The 18,920-nt window shown below is 43.3% G+C and carries 18 protein-coding genes and 11 tRNA genes; 12 read left to right on the plus strand and 17 right to left on the minus strand.

The window, feature by feature from the left end; genetic code table 11:
• On the plus strand, positions 1 to 1,164 hold the full coding sequence (locus tag J8M00_RS18970; RefSeq protein WP_211012072.1) for an FAD-dependent oxidoreductase: 1,164 nt from the start codon (positions 1 to 3) through the stop codon (positions 1,162 to 1,164).
• A 179-nt stretch (positions 1,165 to 1,343) separates the two neighbouring features.
• On the opposite strand, the gene J8M00_RS18975 is transcribed toward J8M00_RS18970, so the two are convergent.
• The 17 genes from J8M00_RS18975 to lolB form a co-directional block, all read right to left on the minus strand.
• Positions 1,344 to 1,428, minus strand: a tRNA-Leu gene (locus J8M00_RS18975).
• Positions 1,429 to 1,458: 30 nt separating this feature from the next.
• Positions 1,459 to 1,533: transfer RNA gene (locus J8M00_RS18980), tRNA-Gln, on the minus strand.
• Between the two features lie 42 nt (positions 1,534 to 1,575).
• Positions 1,576 to 1,660, minus strand: a tRNA-Leu gene (locus J8M00_RS18985).
• A 22-nt stretch (positions 1,661 to 1,682) separates the two neighbouring features.
• Positions 1,683 to 1,757, minus strand: a tRNA-Gln gene (locus tag J8M00_RS18990).
• 38 nt (positions 1,758 to 1,795) lie between these two features.
• A tRNA-Leu gene (locus tag J8M00_RS18995) sits at positions 1,796 to 1,880 on the minus strand.
• 21 nt (positions 1,881 to 1,901) lie between these two features.
• Positions 1,902 to 1,976, minus strand: a tRNA-Gln gene (locus J8M00_RS19000).
• 38 nt (positions 1,977 to 2,014) lie between these two features.
• Positions 2,015 to 2,099 (minus strand) — tRNA-Leu (locus tag J8M00_RS19005).
• Between the two features lie 23 nt (positions 2,100 to 2,122).
• Positions 2,123 to 2,199, minus strand: a tRNA-Met gene (locus tag J8M00_RS19010).
• Between the two features lie 2 nt (positions 2,200 to 2,201).
• A tRNA-Gln gene (locus J8M00_RS19015) sits at positions 2,202 to 2,276 on the minus strand.
• 33 nt (positions 2,277 to 2,309) lie between these two features.
• Positions 2,310 to 2,394, minus strand: a tRNA-Leu gene (locus tag J8M00_RS19020).
• Positions 2,395 to 2,441: 47 nt separating this feature from the next.
• Positions 2,442 to 2,518: transfer RNA gene (locus J8M00_RS19025), tRNA-Met, on the minus strand.
• Positions 2,519 to 2,838: 320 nt separating this feature from the next.
• Entirely contained in the window at positions 2,839 to 3,930 is a 1,092-nt protein-coding gene (ychF, locus tag J8M00_RS19030; protein WP_211012073.1) for a redox-regulated ATPase YchF, read from the minus strand.
• 46 nt (positions 3,931 to 3,976) lie between these two features.
• Entirely contained in the window at positions 3,977 to 4,561 is a 585-nt protein-coding gene (pth, locus tag J8M00_RS19035; protein WP_065793051.1) for an aminoacyl-tRNA hydrolase, read from the minus strand.
• Between the two features lie 19 nt (positions 4,562 to 4,580).
• The gene (locus tag J8M00_RS19040; protein ID WP_211012074.1) at positions 4,581 to 5,186 is read right to left on the minus strand and encodes a 50S ribosomal protein L25/general stress protein Ctc; all 606 of its coding nucleotides are present in this window, start codon (positions 5,184 to 5,186) and stop codon (positions 4,581 to 4,583) included.
• 202 nt (positions 5,187 to 5,388) lie between these two features.
• Positions 5,389 to 6,336, minus strand: a complete 948-nt coding sequence (locus tag J8M00_RS19045) for a ribose-phosphate pyrophosphokinase (RefSeq protein WP_023397324.1) — start codon at positions 6,334 to 6,336, stop codon at positions 5,389 to 5,391.
• 84 nt (positions 6,337 to 6,420) lie between these two features.
• Positions 6,421 to 7,275, minus strand: coding sequence for a 4-(cytidine 5'-diphospho)-2-C-methyl-D-erythritol kinase (gene ispE / locus J8M00_RS19050; RefSeq protein WP_211012075.1), 855 nt, complete (start codon positions 7,273 to 7,275; stop codon positions 6,421 to 6,423).
• On the minus strand, positions 7,275 to 7,862 hold the full coding sequence (gene lolB / locus J8M00_RS19055) for a lipoprotein insertase outer membrane protein LolB (RefSeq protein WP_211012076.1): 588 nt from the start codon (positions 7,860 to 7,862) through the stop codon (positions 7,275 to 7,277). Before lolB ends, ispE begins: the two co-directional genes overlap by 1 nt.
• An 83-nt stretch (positions 7,863 to 7,945) precedes the next feature.
• Between lolB and hemA the strand changes: the two genes are divergently transcribed.
• The 11 genes from hemA (at position 7,946) to rlmM (ending at position 18,404) form a co-directional block, all read left to right on the plus strand.
• Positions 7,946 to 9,202 (plus strand): glutamyl-tRNA reductase, encoded by a 1,257-nt coding sequence (gene hemA / locus J8M00_RS19060; protein ID WP_211012077.1) that lies wholly within the window; start codon positions 7,946 to 7,948, stop codon positions 9,200 to 9,202.
• A gap of 7 nt (positions 9,203 to 9,209) precedes the next feature.
• Positions 9,210 to 10,295: a peptide chain release factor 1 gene (gene prfA, locus J8M00_RS19065; RefSeq protein ID WP_023397320.1), complete on the plus strand. Its 1,086-nt coding sequence runs from the start codon at positions 9,210 to 9,212 to the stop codon at positions 10,293 to 10,295.
• A complete protein-coding gene (prmC, locus tag J8M00_RS19070) occupies positions 10,288 to 11,142 on the plus strand; it encodes a peptide chain release factor N(5)-glutamine methyltransferase (protein WP_211012078.1) in 855 nt (284 codons plus the stop codon). Before prfA ends, prmC begins: the two co-directional genes overlap by 8 nt.
• Before the next feature lie 62 nt (positions 11,143 to 11,204).
• The gene (locus J8M00_RS19075; protein WP_211012079.1) at positions 11,205 to 12,752 is read left to right on the plus strand and encodes a DUF3369 domain-containing protein; all 1,548 of its coding nucleotides are present in this window, start codon (positions 11,205 to 11,207) and stop codon (positions 12,750 to 12,752) included.
• Between the two features lie 7 nt (positions 12,753 to 12,759).
• Entirely contained in the window at positions 12,760 to 13,134 is a 375-nt protein-coding gene (locus J8M00_RS19080; protein WP_211012080.1) for a SirB2 family protein, read from the plus strand.
• Positions 13,135 to 13,275: 141 nt separating this feature from the next.
• Positions 13,276 to 14,079, plus strand: a complete 804-nt coding sequence (locus J8M00_RS19085) for a tetratricopeptide repeat protein (RefSeq protein ID WP_211012081.1) — start codon at positions 13,276 to 13,278, stop codon at positions 14,077 to 14,079.
• Between the two features lie 347 nt (positions 14,080 to 14,426).
• Positions 14,427 to 15,278: a 3-deoxy-8-phosphooctulonate synthase gene (gene kdsA, locus J8M00_RS19090; RefSeq protein ID WP_211012082.1), complete on the plus strand. Its 852-nt coding sequence runs from the start codon at positions 14,427 to 14,429 to the stop codon at positions 15,276 to 15,278.
• Positions 15,279 to 15,370: 92 nt separating this feature from the next.
• Positions 15,371 to 16,264 (plus strand): transcriptional regulator GcvA, encoded by an 894-nt coding sequence (locus J8M00_RS19095; RefSeq protein ID WP_211012083.1) that lies wholly within the window; start codon positions 15,371 to 15,373, stop codon positions 16,262 to 16,264.
• A gap of 15 nt (positions 16,265 to 16,279) precedes the next feature.
• The gene (locus J8M00_RS19100; RefSeq protein ID WP_211012084.1) at positions 16,280 to 16,921 is read left to right on the plus strand and encodes an alpha/beta fold hydrolase; all 642 of its coding nucleotides are present in this window, start codon (positions 16,280 to 16,282) and stop codon (positions 16,919 to 16,921) included.
• Positions 16,914 to 17,282, plus strand: a complete 369-nt coding sequence (locus J8M00_RS19105) for a DUF423 domain-containing protein (protein WP_211012085.1) — start codon at positions 16,914 to 16,916, stop codon at positions 17,280 to 17,282. Before J8M00_RS19100 ends, J8M00_RS19105 begins: the two co-directional genes overlap by 8 nt.
• A gap of 36 nt (positions 17,283 to 17,318) precedes the next feature.
• Positions 17,319 to 18,404 carry a 23S rRNA (cytidine(2498)-2'-O)-methyltransferase RlmM gene (gene rlmM / locus J8M00_RS19110; protein ID WP_211012086.1) on the plus strand — a complete coding sequence of 362 codons (1,086 nt, stop codon included), beginning with the start codon at positions 17,319 to 17,321 and terminating at the stop codon, positions 18,402 to 18,404.
• Positions 18,405 to 18,920: the final 516 nt, after the last annotated feature.

Genomic DNA, 18,920 nt, shown 5'->3' on the forward strand with positions numbered 1-18,920 from the left:
ATGAAAAATAACGTGTTGATAGTCGGTGGCGGCATGGTTGGCGCAGCTGCGGCAGTGGAGCTTGCCCGTCAAGGATGTCAGGTCACCGTGATTGAAAATAACCCCATAGACCCGATAGCGATACTCGAAGGTGAGCAAGTAGATATTCGCGTATCGGCGATCAACCGTTTTTCGGAAGCATTGTTAGATAAACTCGGTGCCATGCCATTGATACGCCAAAGTCGTAATGCGCCTTATCATCAATTAGAAGCATATGAGCATGGTAGTGAGCATCTTCTGTTTGATAGAGAAGAGGTATCGACATCTCATTTGGGCCACTTGGTTGAAAACAGCATAATTCAAGCTTCTTTATGGACGCAGTTTGAAGAAAACAATATCAAAGTGGTGACGGTAAAAGATGCGCCAGTAGCCGTTGAGCAACATATTAGTAGCATTGATTTGGTTTATCCTGAGCAACGCTTTAGTGCTGATTTAGTGATTGCTGCAGATGGCGGACGCTCTGCACTGCGTAGCCTTGCGGGTATCGGTGTGACGGGATGGCAGTACCAGCAGCACTGTATGGGGATCTTGATAAAGGTCGATGGCCCACAACAAGTAAAAACCTGGCAGGAGTTTAAACCCACAGGTCCGATTGCGTTTTTGCCTATGCAAGCGCCGTATGCCAATCTGATCTGGTATCACCATGGCTCCGAGTTAAAACGCTTAAAAGCTCTAACTAATGACGGGTTAAAACAAGAGATCATAGAACACTTTTTTGATTTGCCGGGTGATTTTACCGTTGAACAAAGTGCGGTATTTCCACTCGCACGTCAGCATGCCAATCAATACAGTAAAGGACGTTTAGTGTTAGTTGGTGATGCAGCCCATACGATTAATCCGCTTGCGGGGCAGGGCGTTAATCTTGGCTTTAAGGATGTGGCGGCGCTAGGCGGATGTTTACAGGGATTTGATGATGTTGGAGAGCTTGCTAGATTGCATCAATACGAAAAAATGCGCCGTAAAGATAATTTATTGATGATGAGCATGATGGATGCCTGTTATTTCGGCTTTTCAAATGAGATTAAGCCGTTAAAGTCGCTGCGTAGTCTTGCGTTAAAAATGGCGAATAAAGCTGGGCCAATTAAGCGGGAAGTCCTCAAACATGCGATGGGTGGCAGTTTTTAAACTGTGCCAAACAACCCAGTGTAAAAAAGGGAGCAGCAGGCTTCCTTTTTTTATTTCAAAATAAAGCGTAAAAATTGTCTTCGATGAAGAGTCTAAGTATGGATAAAAATAAAATAAAGAAATTGTTGGAATATTAAGAAAGATTTTTTTGATGAAGTATTTTGGAGAGTATTTAAACATGGTGCGGAAGGAGAGACTTGAACTCTCACATCCGAAGATACTGGAACCTAAATCCAGCGCGTCTACCAATTCCGCCACTTCCGCAATGTTTAATAATTATCTATAGAAGATAATTGGCTGGAGTACCAGGATTTGAACCTGGGAATGGCGGGATCAAAACCCGCTGCCTTACCGCTTGGCGATACTCCAACGATGGTAGTTAAAGTTATTTTAGTTCAAACTTTAAGAACATGGTGCGGAAGGAGAGACTTGAACTCTCACATCCGAAGATACTGGAACCTAAATCCAGCGCGTCTACCAATTCCGCCACTTCCGCATAGTGTTATCTCATAAAGAGATGGCTGGAGTACCAGGATTTGAACCTGGGAATGGCGGGATCAAAACCCGCTGCCTTACCGCTTGGCGATACTCCAACAAAGGTAGTTGATTATTTTAGTTCTTATCGAGAACTTGGTGCGGAAAGAGAGACTTGAACTCTCACATCCGAAGATACTGGAACCTAAATCCAGCGCGTCTACCAATTCCGCCACTTCCGCATATTCTATCTCATAAAGAGATGGCTGGAGTACCAGGATTTGAACCTGGGAATGGCGGGATCAAAACCCGCTGCCTTACCGCTTGGCGATACTCCAACAAAGGTAGTTGATTATTTTAGTTCTTATCGAGAACTTGGTGCGGAAAGAGAGACTTGAACTCTCACATCCGAAGATACTGGAACCTAAATCCAGCGCGTCTACCAATTCCGCCACTTCCGCATGTATTTTCTTTTTTAAGAAAATGGTGGCTATGCCCTGATTTGAACAGGGGACCCCATCATTATGAGTGATGTGCTCTAACCAGCTGAGCTACATAGCCATTGGCTGGAGTACCAGGATTTGAACCTGGGAATGGCGGGATCAAAACCCGCTGCCTTACCGCTTGGCGATACTCCAACGAAACGATTATTTTAGTTCTTATCGAGAACATGGTGCGGAAGGAGAGACTTGAACTCTCACATCCGAAGATACTGGAACCTAAATCCAGCGCGTCTACCAATTCCGCCACTCCCGCACATTAGGGTAGTTAGTTTTAAAGTTGCTAATCAACTTGAAAAAGCATGGTGGCTATGCCCTGATTTGAACAGGGGACCCCATCATTATGAGTGATGTGCTCTAACCAGCTGAGCTACATAGCCATCTCTTTTTCGTTCATCACCATCGCTGGTGCGGGGCGTATTATGCGTATATGCCCCCATGCCGTCAACACCTTTTTTCGAAAAAATTTCGTATCACAGATTGTTTGCAGATAAATTAAGCGAAACGGCCTGTTTTTATACCAAAACAAAAAGGAAAGTACAATTATCGACAACAACCAAGGTTAAAAAATATAGGCATGCTTTGTACCTTTTAAGGTAAAAAACGCAATAGGGGCGTTTTTGATATAGATAAAAGCGTCGAGCGGACACAAAAAAAGCCCTGAATAAGGGCTTTTTTAGTCATTGTATAAGAGATGTCATTAAACGTTGAACAAGAAGTTCATCACGTCGCCATCTTTTACGATGTAATCTTTACCTTCTTGACGCATTTTACCCGCGTCTTTTGCACCGCTTTCACCTTGGTATTCAATGTAGTCATCAAAACCAATAGTCTGTGCACGAATAAAACCACGTTCAAAGTCAGTGTGAATTTTACCAGCAGCTTGCGGTGCCGTTGCGCCAACAGGAATGGTCCATGCGCGCACTTCTTTTACACCCGCAGTAAAGTAGGTTTGTAATTTAAGAAGTTCGTAACCGCCGCGGATCACTAAGTTAAGACCTGGCTCTTCAAGACCAAGATCAGCCATGAACTCAAGCTTGTCTTCTTCTTCAAGTTCTGACAGCTCTGATTCAATCGCAGCACATACTGGGATCACAACCGCGTCTTCAGCAGCTGCAATTTCACGCACCTTATCTAAGAATGGATTATTTTCAAAACCATCTTCAGGTACGTTGGCGATATACATTGTCGGTTTGATCGTTAAGAAGTTAAGCGGCTTGATAGCAGCAAGTTCTTCTTTAGTTAGCTCTAAAGAGCGCAGTGTTAGGCCTTCATCAAGGTGTGCTTTAACTTTTTCTAGTACGTCGTTTTGGAATTTAGCTTCTTTATCGCCGCCTTTTGCTTTTTTAGCATTACGTTGAGCCGCACGATCTGCCGCTTCCATATCAGCTAAAACAAGTTCAGTATTAATAACGTCAATATCATCCGCAGGGTTTACTTGACCCGAAACGTGTACGATATTTTCATCTTCAAAGCAACGAACAACGTGACCAATGGCATCAGTTTCACGAATGTTTGCTAGGAACTGGTTACCAAGGCCTTCACCTTTTGATGCACCTTTTACCAGACCGGCAATATCAACAAACTCCATCGTTGTTGCGATGGTTTTTTGTGGATTAACAATCGCAGCCAATTGGTCTAGACGAGGATCCGGAACGGCAACAACGCCTGTGTTTGGTTCGATTGTACAAAACGGAAAGTTTGCGGCTTCGATCCCCGCTTTAGTTAATGCATTAAATAGGGTTGATTTACCAACGTTTGGTAAACCCACAATGCCACATTTAAAACCCATAATTTTGAACCTTCAGTTAATCAAATTGTTGCCGTATAAAAATACTTTACGGCTTAAATGAATGTAGTCTGTTTTGTGCTTTTAACACACCGTCTTTCGCTAGAATCTCCATGCAACGAACTGCTTCATCAACGACCGCATCAATTTTTTCTTGGTCAGCTTTCGGTGCTTTACCTAATACCCAGCCCGTGACTTTGTCTCGGTGACCCGGGTGACCAATGCCTATTCGCAAGCGCATAAATTCTTTGTTATTGCCAAGCTTAGAAATAATGTCTTTCAAGCCATTATGTCCGCCATGACCACCGCCTTTTTTTATTTTGGCGATGCCTGGGTCCATATCCATTTCGTCATGTGCAACGAGGATGTTTTCAGCTGGAATTTTAAAAAAGTTTGCAAGGCTTGAGACTGCTTTGCCACTTAAATTCATATAAGTGGTGGGAATAAGCAATTTAAATTCTTGGTTATTGATGAGTACTTTGCCTGTAAGGCCATGGTACTTTGAGTCAGGTTTGAGAATGCAATTGTAGCGTTTTGCCAGTTCTTCTACGAACCACGCACCGGCATTGTGACGAGTGTTTGCATATTCGGGGCCTGGATTAGCCAGGCCCACAAGCATTTGAATATTATTCAAGGTGTTAACACCTTAAAAATTACTCAGCAGCTTCTTCAGCTTCTTCAGAAGCAGCGCCTTTAGGAGCGTTTAAAGTAACAACAGCTTGGTCGTGGTCCGCACCTTTAGCTAGTTCTACTGAAACAACACCTGCAGGTAGTGCAACGTCAGATAGGTGTACAGTTGCACCTACAGCGATTGCAGCAACATCAACTTCTACGAACTCAGGAAGTTGAGCTGGTAGACATGTGATTTCGATTTCTGTTACGTGGTGAGCAACAGTGTTACCGCCTTTAGTAGCAGCTTCTTCGTTGATGAAGTGTACTGGTACTTTAGTGTGGATCTTCTGAGAAGCATCAACACGTTGGAAGTCTAAGTGAGTGATCTTAGGCTTGTACGGGTGACGCTGGATGTCTTTAACGATAGCTTCAACAGACTCACCGCCAATGTTTAGCGTAAGGATGTGAGTGTAGAAACCTTCGTCTTCTTGCATGTGGATCACTTTGTTGTGATCTAGAGTAAGAGAAACAACTTCTTTGCCCGCACCGTAAAGGATTGCAGGAACTTTATCAGCGCGACGTAGGCGGCGGCTCGCACCAGTACCTAATTCTACGCGTACTTCAGCGTCTAAAACGTATTGTGACATAACTGTCTCCAAAATATATAAAGTTAATAATGTCAGAAAACTCGCGACCAAATTTTCTGGCGTATACCTATCAAGCTGACAAATTTTGTCTGCCCAGTAGGTAAAAAAGGCGCGCTAATATAGCACTATCATGGCTAGATTAAAACCATTAGAGCAATAAAAAAGCACCAAACGGTGCTTTTTTATTTAATCTTGCAATGAATTAGTGTTCAAACATTGCCGAGATTGATTCTTCGTTGCTGATACGGCGAATAGTTTCTGCCATCATGTCAGCTAAGGTTAACACTTTAACCTTATCAATTGCGCGAAGCTCGTCAGACAACGGAATAGAGTCTGTTACGATCACTTCGTCGATAACTGAGTTACGTAAGTTCTCAGCAGCATTACCAGATAATACTGGGTGAGTAGCGTAAGCAAATACGCGCTTAGCGCCATGCTCTTTTAATGCTGCAGCGGCCTTACATAAAGTGCCACCTGTATCGATCATATCATCAACAATGATGCAGTCACGGCCTTCAACGTCACCGATGATGTGCATAACTTGTGACACGTTTGCTTGAGGACGACGCTTGTCGATGATAGCAAGGTCTTTGTCGTCAAGTAGCTTTGCAATAGCACGCGCACGTACTACGCCACCAATGTCAGGTGATACAACGACGACATCATCAAAGTCACGCTCTTTCATGTCTTCGATAAGTACTGGGCTACCAAATACGTTATCTACTGGCACATCGAAGAAACCTTGGATTTGTTCTGCATGTAGATCCACAGTTAAAACGCGGTCAACACCTACACTTGATAGGAAGTCTGCTACCACTTTTGCAGTGATAGGCACACGTGCTGAACGAACGCGGCGGTCTTGACGTGCATAACCAAAATATGGGATCACTGCGGTAATACGGCCCGCAGAGGCACGACGAAGCGCATCAACCATAACGATAAGTTCCATTAGGTTATCGTTTGTTGGCGCACAAGTTGATTGAATAATAAAGACGTCTGAACCACGTACATTTTCATTGATTTGAACGCTGATCTCACCGTCACTAAAACGGCCTACAACGGCATCACCTAACTCAATAAATAAACGTTTTGCAACTTTTTGAGCTAGCTCGGGTGTTGCGTTACCAGCGAAGAGCTTCATGTCGGGCACGGTAGGGTTCCTCAGGCACTGAATTTTTGGACTAACATGCAAAGACTAAAATAGCACAGTCAATACAGGCTAACTTAAACTAATTTACTTCTCTTTGTTTAGCCACGTAGCTAATTGCTTGTGAGTGATCGACTCACGTGCACTTTTGGCTACAAAGCCTTGCCAAGATGACGGCATTTCCTGGAGTACACGCAGTGCTGTTTGCTCGTCATCAAAAACTGCAAAACAACAACTTCCAGTTCCAGTCATTCTTGACGGCGCATATTTTAGCAACCACGTCAGGGTCTTTTCAACCTCAGGGTAAAGCTTTTTAACTAACTCTTCGCAGTCATTTCGTGTCTCGGCCATTTTCCAAGGGGTTTTTAGTTTCGGTGTACTGCGTGGTAAGTCTGGATCAGTGAATACTTTCACTGTGCTAACATGAACGCCTGGAGCGATAACTAAATACCATTTTTCCGGGTATTCAAATGGAGTCAATTCTTCTCCAACACCTTGGGCTAGCGCGGTTTTACCATGAATAAACACGGGGACATCTGCGCCTAATTTTAACCCTAATTCAGCCAAGTCTTGAATAGAGAGTGAGCAACCCCAGAGTGTATTTAAAGCAAGCAAGGTTGTCGCAGCATCAGATGAGCCACCACCAACACCTCCGCCCATCGGTAAGTGTTTCGTTAAATGTACGTTTACCCCTTTTTTCACCTTTCTATATGGAAGCAATGCGTTTGCAGCTTTAAAAATGAGGTTGTCTTCTTTGTTAATGCCAGCCACATCACCGCAGATGAAAATCTCATTTTGGTCGATTAACTCAAATCTCAGCTCATCGCCAAAGTCGAGCATTGTGAAGAGACTTTCAAGTTCGTGGTAGCCATCGGCTCTGCGATCATTAATATGTAAAAAAAGATTGAGTTTGGCCGGGGCTGTTAGGGTGAGTTTATTCATTAGGAGTCGAACTGCCATGCGTTAATTTGAATCTTTATCGTAATGTCTTGATGGGACAATGTCAGTCTTGCGGGCAGGGACAAACCATCGAAATTACGGTACCGTTGATACTTTATGGTCCATATTTTGCCCTGCTCATCTTGCCAACTAGCTTGTTTAACTCGGCCTGTGCTATCCAATTGGAAGTCATTTTCAAAGCGAGTCGCAGTAAACCAACTTGGCGCTTGCTTGATTGGCAACTGCCAGCCACTAACACGATGAATTAGAGGACCACTCTCTGGTCCTGTATATGACTTGCCATCGATGACTAGCTCACTATACTCTGCAAGCTCGGTCATTTTTAATATTTGCGTGCCAATGAAGCTCGTGAGTGTGAGTGCTTGTTTGTTATTAGTATACTGCCAATTAAAATTCACAGACTGGCGATCATCAGGTGCAATAAAAGCAATTTTGCCACGGGCCTGCCATTTGTTGTACTCAACAAGGGTATTTAGAGCCGATTGTCCCTGTACTGGGTGCTTGGGTGATTGCGCACAGCCACCTAGAAACAAAAAAAACATGAGCAAAATCAAATGAAATTGTTTCAAATGAGGTTCCTTACTTTCCATATTCGATTGATTTTTGGTAAAATTGGCCGCTTTAAAGCAGGGCTTGGGCAACACTGGCATTTATGACCATCATCGCACTTGGTATTAATCACAAAACCGCTTCCGTTGAATTACGTGAAAAAGTCGCATTTTCACCAGAGCAATTGTCTCGTGCTTTGGAGCAGCTCAATCGGTTATCAGAGTTTCATGAATCAGTGATTGTGTCTACCTGTAACCGTACCGAAATCTATTGTAGCCTCGACAATGATAATTCCCAAGCGCTTCTCGGTTGGCTGGCAGATTTCCATGATATTTCGCAGCAAGAGTTAGCGGATAATGTTTATATTCATCAAAATCAAGATGCGGTAAACCATTTAATGCGAGTTGCATGCGGTTTGGATTCATTGGTGTTAGGTGAACCGCAAATTCTTGGCCAGATAAAGCAAGCTTATAACAGCTCGAAGCATCATCATGTGATCCAGCCCATGTTTGAGCGCTTATTTCAAAAAACCTTCTCAGTTGCAAAGCAGGTACGTACTGAAACTGAGATTGGTGCCAGTGCGGTATCCGTTGCTTATGCTGCGGTGAATCTAGCAAAACATATCTATGGTAAGCTCGATAAAACAAAGGTCTTGTTGATCGGGGCAGGTGAAACCATAGAGTTAGTTGCCAAGCACCTCTCTCAACATCACCCACAGCACATTACCGTTGCAAACCGAACAATTGAGCGTGCTAAAAATCTAGCCGAGGAAATTGGCGGAGATGTCATTTCTCTTGCTCAGTTACCAGATGAATTACAGCATGCTGATATCGTGATAAGCTCTACAGCAAGTACTTTACCGATAATTGGTAAAGGGGTGGTAGAACAAGCGTTAAAGCAAAGAAAGTATCGTCCTATGTTGTTTGTTGATATTGCAGTGCCAAGGGATATTGAAAGCCAAGTCAATGAACTCGATGCTGCTTATTTATATACGGTTGATGACTTACAAGCCATCGTTAATGAAAACATCGCAAGTCGCGAACAGGCGGCAACACAAGCGCAGGCGATCATTGATGATAAAACCAGAGAGTTTGCAGATTGGCAGCGCTCTTTAAAATCGGTTGATGTGATCCGTCAGTACAGGACATCAGCACAGGAAATAAAATTAGAGCTCGTGGAAAAGGCTGTAAATCAGCTACAATCGGGTAAAGATTCAGAAAAAGTCTTGCTTGAGTTGGCTAATAAGCTCACAAACCGACTTACTCACGCCCCTACACACGCTATCCAAAAGGCAGCAAAAGATGGGGATACAGAGCAGTTAATATTGCTTAAGCAGGCATTAGGTATTGAACAGGAATAATATATAGATGAAAGAGTCTGTCTATCGTAAGTTAGAAACCCTAGTTGAGCGTCATGAAGAAGTTGAAGCAATGCTAGGCGATCCAGAAGTGATTGGCGATCAGAACCGCTTTCGCGCACTTTCTAAAGAGTACTCAGAGCTTGAAGATGTTGTAAAAACATTTACTGCTTATCAGCAAGCACAAGAAGATGTCGCTACAGCAGAAGAAATGTTGAAGGATTCAGATCCTGATATGCGTGAAATGGCGCAAGAAGAATATAAAGAAGCAAAAGCGGCGATTGTTGAGTTAGAAGATCAACTACAAGTGTTGATGCTGCCAAAAGATCCAAAAGACGACAACAATGTCTACTTGGAAGTACGAGCTGGTACGGGTGGTGATGAGGCGGCTATTTTCGCAGGTGACTTATTCCGTATGTACAGTCGCTACGCTGAAACGCAAAAGTGGCAAGTAGAGGTGGTAAGCGCTAACGAAGGTGAGCACGGCGGTTATAAAGAAGTCATTGCCAATATCAAAGGTGATGGTGTGTATGGCAAGTTGAAGTTTGAGTCAGGCGCACATCGTGTACAACGAGTTCCTGAGACTGAATCACAAGGTCGTGTTCATACCTCCGCATGTACTGTTGCTGTTATGGCCGAAATTCCAGAGGCAGAAGCAATAGAAATCAACCCTTCAGACCTCAAAGTAGATACATTTAGAGCGTCAGGTGCCGGTGGTCAGCACGTCAACAAAACAGACTCTGCTATTCGTATTACGCACATTCCAACCGGTGTTGTAGTTGAGTGTCAGGATGAGCGTTCTCAGCATAAAAACCGCGCGAAAGCGCTTTCAGTATTGGGGGCACGACTACAGCAAGCTGAAGATGAGAAGCGCCAAGCTGCAGAAGCCAGCGAGCGCCGCAATCTAGTTGGTAGTGGTGACCGCTCTGAGCGTATTCGCACCTATAATTATCCGCAAGGTCGTATTACAGATCATCGTATCAACTTAACGTTGTATCGCTTAAATGAAGTGGTCAGTGGTGAACTGGGCGCGATCATTGATCCACTTCTTATTGAACACCAAGCAGATTTACTTGCTGCGATGGGTGATGACTAAGGTGACCCTGCTGTCCAATGCCCAAGCAATTGCTTGGGCAACGAATCAATTGTTCGAGCACTCAGATTCTCCCAAACTCGACGCAGAGGTACTGCTACTGCATATCCTCGACAAGCCTAGAAGTTACTTATTTACATGGCCTGAAGCCGAACTAACAGAACAACATCAACAATTATTTAAAGAATATATTGCACGGCGATTGCAAGGCGAGCCTGTTGCGCATATTACAGGTGAAAGAGAGTTTTGGAGCTTATCGTTTTATGTTAACAACAGCACGTTAATCCCCAGACCAGATACAGAGACTTTGGTTGAATATGCTCTTGGCTTGGCATTACCTGAACAAGCAAAAGTGCTCGATTTGGGCACTGGTACAGGCGCAATTGCTTTATCTTTGGCGTCTGAAATGCCCAATTGGCAAGTATGGGCGGTCGATTATTCTCATGATGCAGTAGCGCTTGCAGTGCGAAATCAACACAGGCACGGCTTAAATAATGTGACTATTGCGCAAAGTGATTGGTTCTCTAATGTACCTGAGCAGCTTTATGACCTTATAGTCAGCAACCCTCCCTATATCGAATGTGATGACGTTCATTTAAAACAGGGAGATGTCCGCTTTGAGCCTTTGTCAGCGCTGGTTGCACCAGAAAATGGTTATGCTGATATTCGCCATATAGCTTCGCAGGCTAGAAAATACCTACGCCCAGAAGGATTTATTTTGGTCGAACATGGGTTTGAACAAGGTTGCGGTGTCAGAGAGATTTTTGCACAAATGGACTATCGCAATATACTTACAATAAAAGATATGGCAGGCTGTGATAGAGTAACTTTGGCACAAATGCCTCAGTGATGCGTTGAATGCATTAATATTTTTAATTACAGCCCGCGTCAAACAAGCGTTAAGGACTCTCTATGGATGATTTTTTGTTTTCAGATGAGCCAACCGATGTCATCGAAACGGAACAAAGTGGCACTTGGAAAGTCATTATTGTCGATGACGAACCTGAAGTACATGCAGTCACAAAACTTGCATTGAGTGATTTTGAGTTTCAAAAGAAAAAGCTGGAATTCCTCAGTGCTTATTCTGGTGAAGAAGCAAAGCAAGTGGTTGTTGAGCACCCAGATGCAGCCATTGTGTTGCTGGATGTGGTGATGGAAACTGACGATGCAGGTCTAAAAGTCGCGCAGTTTATTCGGGAAACGGCAAAAAATAACAATATTCGAATTATTCTTAGAACGGGGCAGCCTGGACAAGCCCCCGAGCGACAAGTGATCGTTAACTATGATATTAATGATTACAAATCTAAAACAGAATTGACTGCGCAAAAACTGTTTACAGTAGTGATGTCTAGTTTGCGTTCCTACCGAGATATTTTGTCTATCGATCAATCTCGTCAAGGACTTGAGAAAATCATTACCGCTTCACGCGATATTTTTGCAACACACTCAATCGAGCAATTTATCGAAGGCGTTATGCAGCAACTGACCTCGCTGCTCGGTACAGTTGATGAAGCCATGTATGCAACCTCCCTAGTTGCCAGCAATGAACCTGACACATGCAGTGAAGAACTCGTTGTATTTACTGGGCGAGGAGAGTTTGCAAAATGTGAAGGTAAGCCGATTGAAGATGTTCTCAACGAAGAGCAAATTCAAGCGTGTAAAAAAGCCCTCAATGAGAAAAGCATCGTATACAAAGACAACTATTTATTCTCATATTGCTCAAGTGAGTATAATCATGCATCTATGTTGTTTGTGTCTGGGATCCCTGAGTTTTTAACTGATACGCAAAAGCATTTAATCGAAATTTTCTCTCAGAATGTGCAGTTGGCATACGAAAATGTGCAGTTGCAAGCTGAAATTGAAGATACACAGCAAGAGCTAGTTTACCGCCTCAGTGAAGCATTAGAAATGCACTCGACTGAATCCGGCAATCATGTAAAACGTGTTGCATATATTTGCCATGCACTTGCTGTGGGCTATGGGCTTGGAAATAGAGAAGCAGATCTCGTTCGGATAGCGTCACCTTTACATGATGTTGGCAAAGTTGGCATTCCTGACGCCATATTAAATAAACCTGCAAAGCTTGATGACGAAGAATGGACCGTGATGCAAAGCCACGCCAAGAAAGGGTATCAATTACTACGAGACTCGAAGCGGGAAATAGTGAATGCAGGGGCTATCATTGCTAGAGATCATCATGAGAAGTGGGATGGCAGTGGTTACCCAAAAGGCACTAAAGGTGAAGATATTCATGTGTTTGGACGTATTGTTGCCTTAGCTGATGTATATGATGCACTGCGTCATCGTCGCTGCTATAAAGAAGCATGGGAGCTACCTGATGTCATTAAAGAAATTAATAATCAAAGCGGAAAGCACTTTGACCCGAAATTGGTTAATGTTTTTAATGAGATCATAGATGAGCTAGAAGATATCTTGGTGCGTTACCCAGATAAAGTGTGAGGTTGATGTGGATTATATTGCTTTAAAACATACTCATATGATTTTTGCCCTGTTGAGTATCATATTGTTCTATACGCGTTCAGTGTCCCGTTTAGCAACCGGCAAATTGGCAAAACAAAAGGTGTTGTTTATTACCAGTCATGGTGTTGATACCTTGTTGCTTATATCAGCTGTGTATTTGGCAATCACGTTAGGAATGAAACCTAGCTCACAACCTTGGTTAATGGAAAAAATTATCCTTGTTGTGGGCTATATAGCACTGGGCTTCGTGATTGCGAAGTCAAAAAGTAAAGCAAAACAAATCCCTGCGTTGCTTGGGGCGACAGGTGCTTTACTAGCGATTGGCTATTTAGCTTCGACTAAGAGCGCATTTATTCTTTAATCTATTGCCAGAAAACCTACTACAGCTCGGCGTGTTCGAATTATCAGCGAGTTAAGCGAGCGATAAATTTCCCCTTGGGAATGGGCTAAAAAGTGTTACACTACCGCCTTATTACTTTCACATGGGTTAGCAGTACAGTCTATGACGGATACTTGGTTTGATGAACAGCAAGAATTAGGTATGGATTATGCCGTGCCTGCATTACTTCGTAGCATTTATGCTGAACAACGTTGGGATGCGCAAGCCGACACCGAACAAACGCTGTGCCAATTGGCTGAGCTAGAGTTGGCTGTTGACGAAATGTGTGTAAAGGAAAAAGACGTACATAAGCGTGTAGACTTGTTGCTTGATACTTTTTATACCAAGTGGCTGTTTAGCGGAACTGGGCAGAAAGTGCCTGAGTACTTACTCAACAATATCGGTTACGTGCTAAAAATGCGCAGTGGCACTAGCACTGCGTTGGCAATTTTACTTGCGCATCTTCTTGAGCGTGCCAACTTTAATGCGACTGTTGCACTAATGCAAAATGAAGTCATGGTGCATGTGGCATTAAGTAGTGAAGAAGGCTACATCATAGATCCGGCTTCTGGTCAGCAGTCTTGGTACGTTACCCCCGAAAATGATGGCGAAAAAGATCAAGAGCCAATGGAGTTGATCATAGGGGATGAAGCCTTCAAACTTTATCTAGCACAACAAAAATGGTCTTTTATTGCTGCTGAAAAATTTAGCCACGCATTGAGCTGTGTTGAGTTACTGATGGAACTATTAGGCGATGACCCTTACGAGAGACGCGACAGAGGATATTTGCTCAATCAACTTAACTGCCCAAAAATGGCCAAAGATGATTTACAGTTTTTTGTAGATGAATGCCCTGATGACCCCACCATTGAGATCATACAGAATCAAATAGAAGAGCTTGCCGACCACAATAATATATTGCACTGATGTGTGTTGGCCCTGCCAGCACAACGCTTGGATGTATGGCCGTTGAAAATACGCAAGTAAAATACCGATCATCGACTAACCGCGAGTAGTCAAACTAAATGCAAGATTATATGCTCTAAACACTTTAATCAAAGTTATTGGTTAGGCTGAGTGCTCTTAGGTATAAATTAACGAGTGATTTCATTCCCGTATTGCCAAACTAAGATGTGTACTCAGCGTTTTTGCCATAATGGCACTATGCTTGATTTTATCAATCGCAGATTTGCCCTCAAAGAGAATAAAAAATACAGTGTACTAGGTAGCAGGGCATATTGATTGTTCTTCACCTGTTTAAATTGGATTGAAATATGAATACACAGATTATTAAAGTTGGAAACATCGAAGTTGCGAACGACAAACCCTTTGTTTTGTTCGGTGGCATGAATGTGCTTGAATCACGTGATCTCGCAATGCAAATTGCAGAGCACTACGTTGAAGTCACTTCAAAGCTAAACATCCCATATGTATTTAAAGCTTCTTTCGATAAGGCTAATCGCTCTTCAATTAATTCGTACCGCGGTCCGGGCATGGAAGAAGGACTTAAGATTTTTGAGGAGATCAAACGTACTTTTAATGTTCCGGTGATCACCGATGTTCATGAGCCATTCCAAGCTGCACCCGTTGCAGAAGTTGCGGATGTAATCCAATTACCCGCCTTTTTGGCGCGCCAAACTGATCTAGTTGTGTCTATGGCAAAAACAGGTGCAGTGATCAATGTTAAAAAGCCACAATTCTTGGCGCCTCATGAGATGCGTCACATCATTAAAAAAATTAATGAAGCGGGCAATGAGCAAGTAATTTTGTGTGAACGCGGAAGCAGTTTTGGTTACAACAACCTTGTGGTTGATATGTTAGGTATGGATGACATGAAACATATGGCGCCAGTGATTTTCGATGCGACACATGCGCTGCAGCGCCCAGGTGGCCGTGCTGATTCAGCAGATGGCCGAAGAGCACAGGCGGCAGAACTTGCACGCAGTGGTATGGCGTTAGGCCTTGCTGGTTTATTTATTGAGGCGCACCCTGATCCAAATGTTGCCAAATGTGACGGTCCGTGCGCGCTGCCTTTAAATAAATTGGAAGGCTACTTGAAGCAAATGAAAGCGGTTGATGAGTTAATCAAGAGTTTTGATGCGCTTGATACCAGCGCGAGCGTTTAATTTGCCTAGTTAGGCCGGGCAGTGACCATAGGATGGTGGTTGCCCCAAAATACAACAACATAAAATATAACAACATGTAAAGGCGTCCTGCTATGGCAAGAAGGTTACCACCACTGAATGCTTTAAAAGCGTTTGAAGCAGCAGCCAGGCACTTGAGTTTTACCAAAGCCGCTGAAGAACTATTCGTAACGCAGGCGGCTATCAGCCACCAAATAAAAACGCTTGAAGAACACTTGGGATTAAAGTTGTTCCTCAGAAAAAACCGCTCCTTGCTACTGACAGAAGAAGGGCAAGGCTATTTTTTAGACATAAAAGATATATTTTCGCAGCTTATTGATGCAACTGAAAAGCTGCTTGCTCGGGGCGCAAAAGGTTCACTCACGGTGAGTTTAACGCCGAGCTTTGCAATTCAATGGCTGGTGCCAAGATTAAGCAAATTTAACGAATTGTTTCCGGATATCGATGTGCGGATTAAAGCCCAAGATCAGGATGAAAACTCGCTAACTGATGATGTCGATGTGGCAATTTATTATGGTCGTGGTAACTGGAATGGTGTGCAAACCCACAAATTACACACTGAGTACTTAGTGCCTTTGTGTAGCCCTTTGTTACTCAATGGTCCAAAGCCTCTCGACCAGCCAAGTGATTTGGCTAATCATAACTTATTGCACGATACGACGCGTCGCTCTTGGAAGGCATGGCTTAAAACTGCCGGTGTGCGCAATGTGCCTGCGAATACAGGGCCTATTTTTAGCCATTCATCCATGGTGCTACAGGCTGCTGTGCATGGTCAAGGCATAGCATTGGGCAACAGTGTACTGGCAAAACCTGATCTTGATGCAGGCCGTCTGGTTATCCCATTCAGTCACAGCTTAGAAAGTAAAAACGCTTACTATCTGGTCTGTCGGGAGTCGCAAGCGGAGCTTGGAAAAATCGTGTCGTTTAAAGATTGGATGCTCAGTATGGTTGAGCAAGAACAAATATAACAAGGTACTTTAACTATGAGTAATAAGGTTGTCGTTGAATGGCACAAGGCCCAGAACCCTGTGGCACAGTTTGTATTTGCCCATGGTGCTGGTGCCGGGAGTGATTCAGACTTTATGCAGGATATGGCGGCCAAGCTTGCTGAGCAAGGTATTGATGTTGCGCTGTTTGACTTTGAGTACATGGAAACAGCCAAAGCGTTAAATAAGAAGCGACCACCTGATAGAGCGCCCAAACTGCTTGCTCGTTTTGAGCAAGTATTGTCCCAAATTGATAGTAAACTACCGCTATTCATTGGCGGAAAATCCATGGGAGGGCGCATGGCTTCTATGCTGGTGTGTGAATCGGATTCGCCTATTAAAGGTGTGATTGCATTTGGCTATCCATTTCACCCGCCCGGTAAGCCCGAAAAGCTGAGAACAGAGCACATGGGTGACATCCCGTGTCCATTTTTGATACTGCAAGGTGAGCGAGATACATTTGGTAATAAAGCAGAGGTAACTGCATTGCAATTGGATGCAACGCCAGAGTATTTTTGGTTACCAGATGGGGATCATTCTCTTAAGCCCCGTAAAGCAAGTGGCTTAACTGAAATGCAGAATCGCGATGCCGCAGCACAAAAAACAGTGCAATTTATTCGAGATATTTGCCATGGCTAAACTATTTTTATTAGCAGGCAGTGTGTTTTGTATGCTGTCAGTGGCGCTAGGTGCCTTTGCAGCCCATGGCTTAAAGCACCACGTGAGTGAGTATGCAGTTGGCATATTTAAAACGGCTGCCGAATACCAAATGACACATGGTTTGGCGCTCGTTGCAGTGGCACTGTTGATGAAGTGGGGCATGCGGCTTAAGTGGGCAGGCCATGCATTTATCGCTGGTATTGTACTGTTTAGTGGCAGTTTGTACTTATTGGCGCTAACTGGCGCAAAGTGGTTGGGCCCTATCACTCCCATCGGTGGAACGTGTTTTATTATTGGTTGGCTGATACTCATAGTAAAGGCTGCTAAGCAACCTCTTTAATTTTGGAAACTCTTTAACTTTGGAAGTATTGAAACAATGTCGAGTGTAGTAATTTATTGCCGTAGTGGTTTTGAAAGTGATGCAGCTGCCGAAATTAACCATCACGCTATGCAGCAAGGTGTTGCTGGTTATGTAAAAGCTAAACCAAATACTGGATTTGTGACGTTTGAATGTTACGCAAGAGAAGATGCGGAGCGGTTGGTTAAACAAATCGACTTCAAAAGTCTTGTTTTTGCTAGGCAGTGGTTCACGGGAACTTTGCTGACGAATATGCCATTGGAAGATCGCGTAGGCGAAATAAAACAGTGCGTGACAGATTTCCCGCTGTGTGGCGACTTGCGAGTAGAAACTCCTGACACCAATGAAGGCAAAGAGCTATCCAAATTTTGCAAAAAAATCTCGACGCCATTAGCCAAATCGCTTGAGAAGCAAAATAAGTTGACGCGCGGTGTAAAGCCGCAAAAGCCTGTTCTGCATATTTTGTTTTTAGCCAATGATACTGCATACGTAGGGTACTCATTTAGTGACAATAACTCACCGTTTTTTATGGGGATCCCTAGGCTAAAAATGCCGGCTGATGGGCCAAGCCGCTCGACCTTAAAATTAGATGAAGCATTTAACGTATTCTTGACCAAAGAGCAGGCGGAAGAGCGCGCTCGCCCAGGTATGAGAGGGGTTGATCTAGGGGCTTGCCCTGGCGGCTGGACTTACCAACTGGTCAGGCGAGGTATGTTTGTGGCAGCCATTGATAACGGTCCAATGAATGACAAGCTGATGGAAAGTGGCCAGGTTAAGCACTTTAGGGAAGATGGTTTTAAATACCGCCCTGAAAAGCGCAATATAGATTGGCTGGTATGTGATATGGTCGAAAAGCCAAGTAAAGTGACACAACTGATGATCGACTGGATAGTCAATGGTTTTGCCAGGGAACTCATATTCAACCTGAAACTGCCAATGAAAAAGCGTTTTGATAGCGTGTATGAATGTTTGCAGCTGATTGAAGATGAACTTGCACATTATAATGTCGGTTACAAATTGCAAGCGAAGCACCTATACCATGATCGCGAAGAAGTTACTGTGCATATTCAGGTCTTAAAAGTCCCTCAGAATTTGTATAGTTAATTTTTATTTGGCGTAATTACATGGATGTAAATGCCTGTGTCTTGTTGTTTATCGCCATCATTACTGATGTCGCAGTTTTGAAGGTAAACGCCCATCGTCTTTAAGTAACTCACTTTCTTGTTAATTTGCTATCCCATTAATTTTCATTACGTAAGAGTCTGAATGTTATAAAAATCACTTCGAAATCAGCATCAAACGTGACCTTTTATCATCTAGGCACAGTCATATTTATGTTTCAGAATATATTCAGCAGATTGAGACGGCATGATTTTTACTTCTATATAAGAGCTGTAAATATATTAGTTTTAAATTGAGGAATTTTTTATTTTCATTGCGCACTTTATTATATGAAGGCATTTATTTTTAAAAAGTGAATCAAGAGGCTGAAAATGACGAGCTCACAGCCATGTTTTACGATTGTATACAGTTGAGAATGTTCAACTCTAGTCCGGGCAAGCGCCCAAAAATTTAAAACAACTAATTTATATTAACTTTTGTTGTTTGACTTGTTTAATG

Origin of the sequence: Pseudoalteromonas luteoviolacea, assembly GCF_018100925.1 — a bacterium.
Classification (GTDB): domain Bacteria; phylum Pseudomonadota; class Gammaproteobacteria; order Enterobacterales; family Alteromonadaceae; genus Pseudoalteromonas; species Pseudoalteromonas obscura.

What these genes read in the sequence shown, in the direction of transcription:
- J8M00_RS18970 (WP_211012072.1), top strand. Translation starts at nt 1, where the DNA reads ATGAAAAATAACGTGTTGATAGTCGGTGGCGGCATGGTTGGCGCAGCT.
- ychF (WP_211012073.1), bottom strand. Translation starts at nt 3,930, where the DNA reads ATGGGTTTTAAATGTGGCATTGTGGGTTTACCAAACGTTGGTAAATCA.
- J8M00_RS19040 (WP_211012074.1), bottom strand. Translation starts at nt 5,186, where the DNA reads ATGTCACAATACGTTTTAGACGCTGAAGTACGCGTAGAATTAGGTACT.
- ispE (WP_211012075.1), bottom strand. Translation starts at nt 7,275, where the DNA reads ATGAATAAACTCACCCTAACAGCCCCGGCCAAACTCAATCTTTTTTTA.
- hemA (WP_211012077.1), top strand. Translation starts at nt 7,946, where the DNA reads ATGACCATCATCGCACTTGGTATTAATCACAAAACCGCTTCCGTTGAA.
- prfA (WP_023397320.1), top strand. Translation starts at nt 9,210, where the DNA reads ATGAAAGAGTCTGTCTATCGTAAGTTAGAAACCCTAGTTGAGCGTCAT.
- prmC (WP_211012078.1), top strand. Translation starts at nt 10,288, where the DNA reads ATGACTAAGGTGACCCTGCTGTCCAATGCCCAAGCAATTGCTTGGGCA.
- J8M00_RS19075 (WP_211012079.1), top strand. Translation starts at nt 11,205, where the DNA reads ATGGATGATTTTTTGTTTTCAGATGAGCCAACCGATGTCATCGAAACG.
- J8M00_RS19085 (WP_211012081.1), top strand. Translation starts at nt 13,276, where the DNA reads ATGACGGATACTTGGTTTGATGAACAGCAAGAATTAGGTATGGATTAT.
- kdsA (WP_211012082.1), top strand. Translation starts at nt 14,427, where the DNA reads ATGAATACACAGATTATTAAAGTTGGAAACATCGAAGTTGCGAACGAC.
- J8M00_RS19095 (WP_211012083.1), top strand. Translation starts at nt 15,371, where the DNA reads ATGGCAAGAAGGTTACCACCACTGAATGCTTTAAAAGCGTTTGAAGCA.
- J8M00_RS19100 (WP_211012084.1), top strand. Translation starts at nt 16,280, where the DNA reads ATGAGTAATAAGGTTGTCGTTGAATGGCACAAGGCCCAGAACCCTGTG.
- J8M00_RS19105 (WP_211012085.1), top strand. Translation starts at nt 16,914, where the DNA reads ATGGCTAAACTATTTTTATTAGCAGGCAGTGTGTTTTGTATGCTGTCA.
- rlmM (WP_211012086.1), top strand. Translation starts at nt 17,319, where the DNA reads ATGTCGAGTGTAGTAATTTATTGCCGTAGTGGTTTTGAAAGTGATGCA.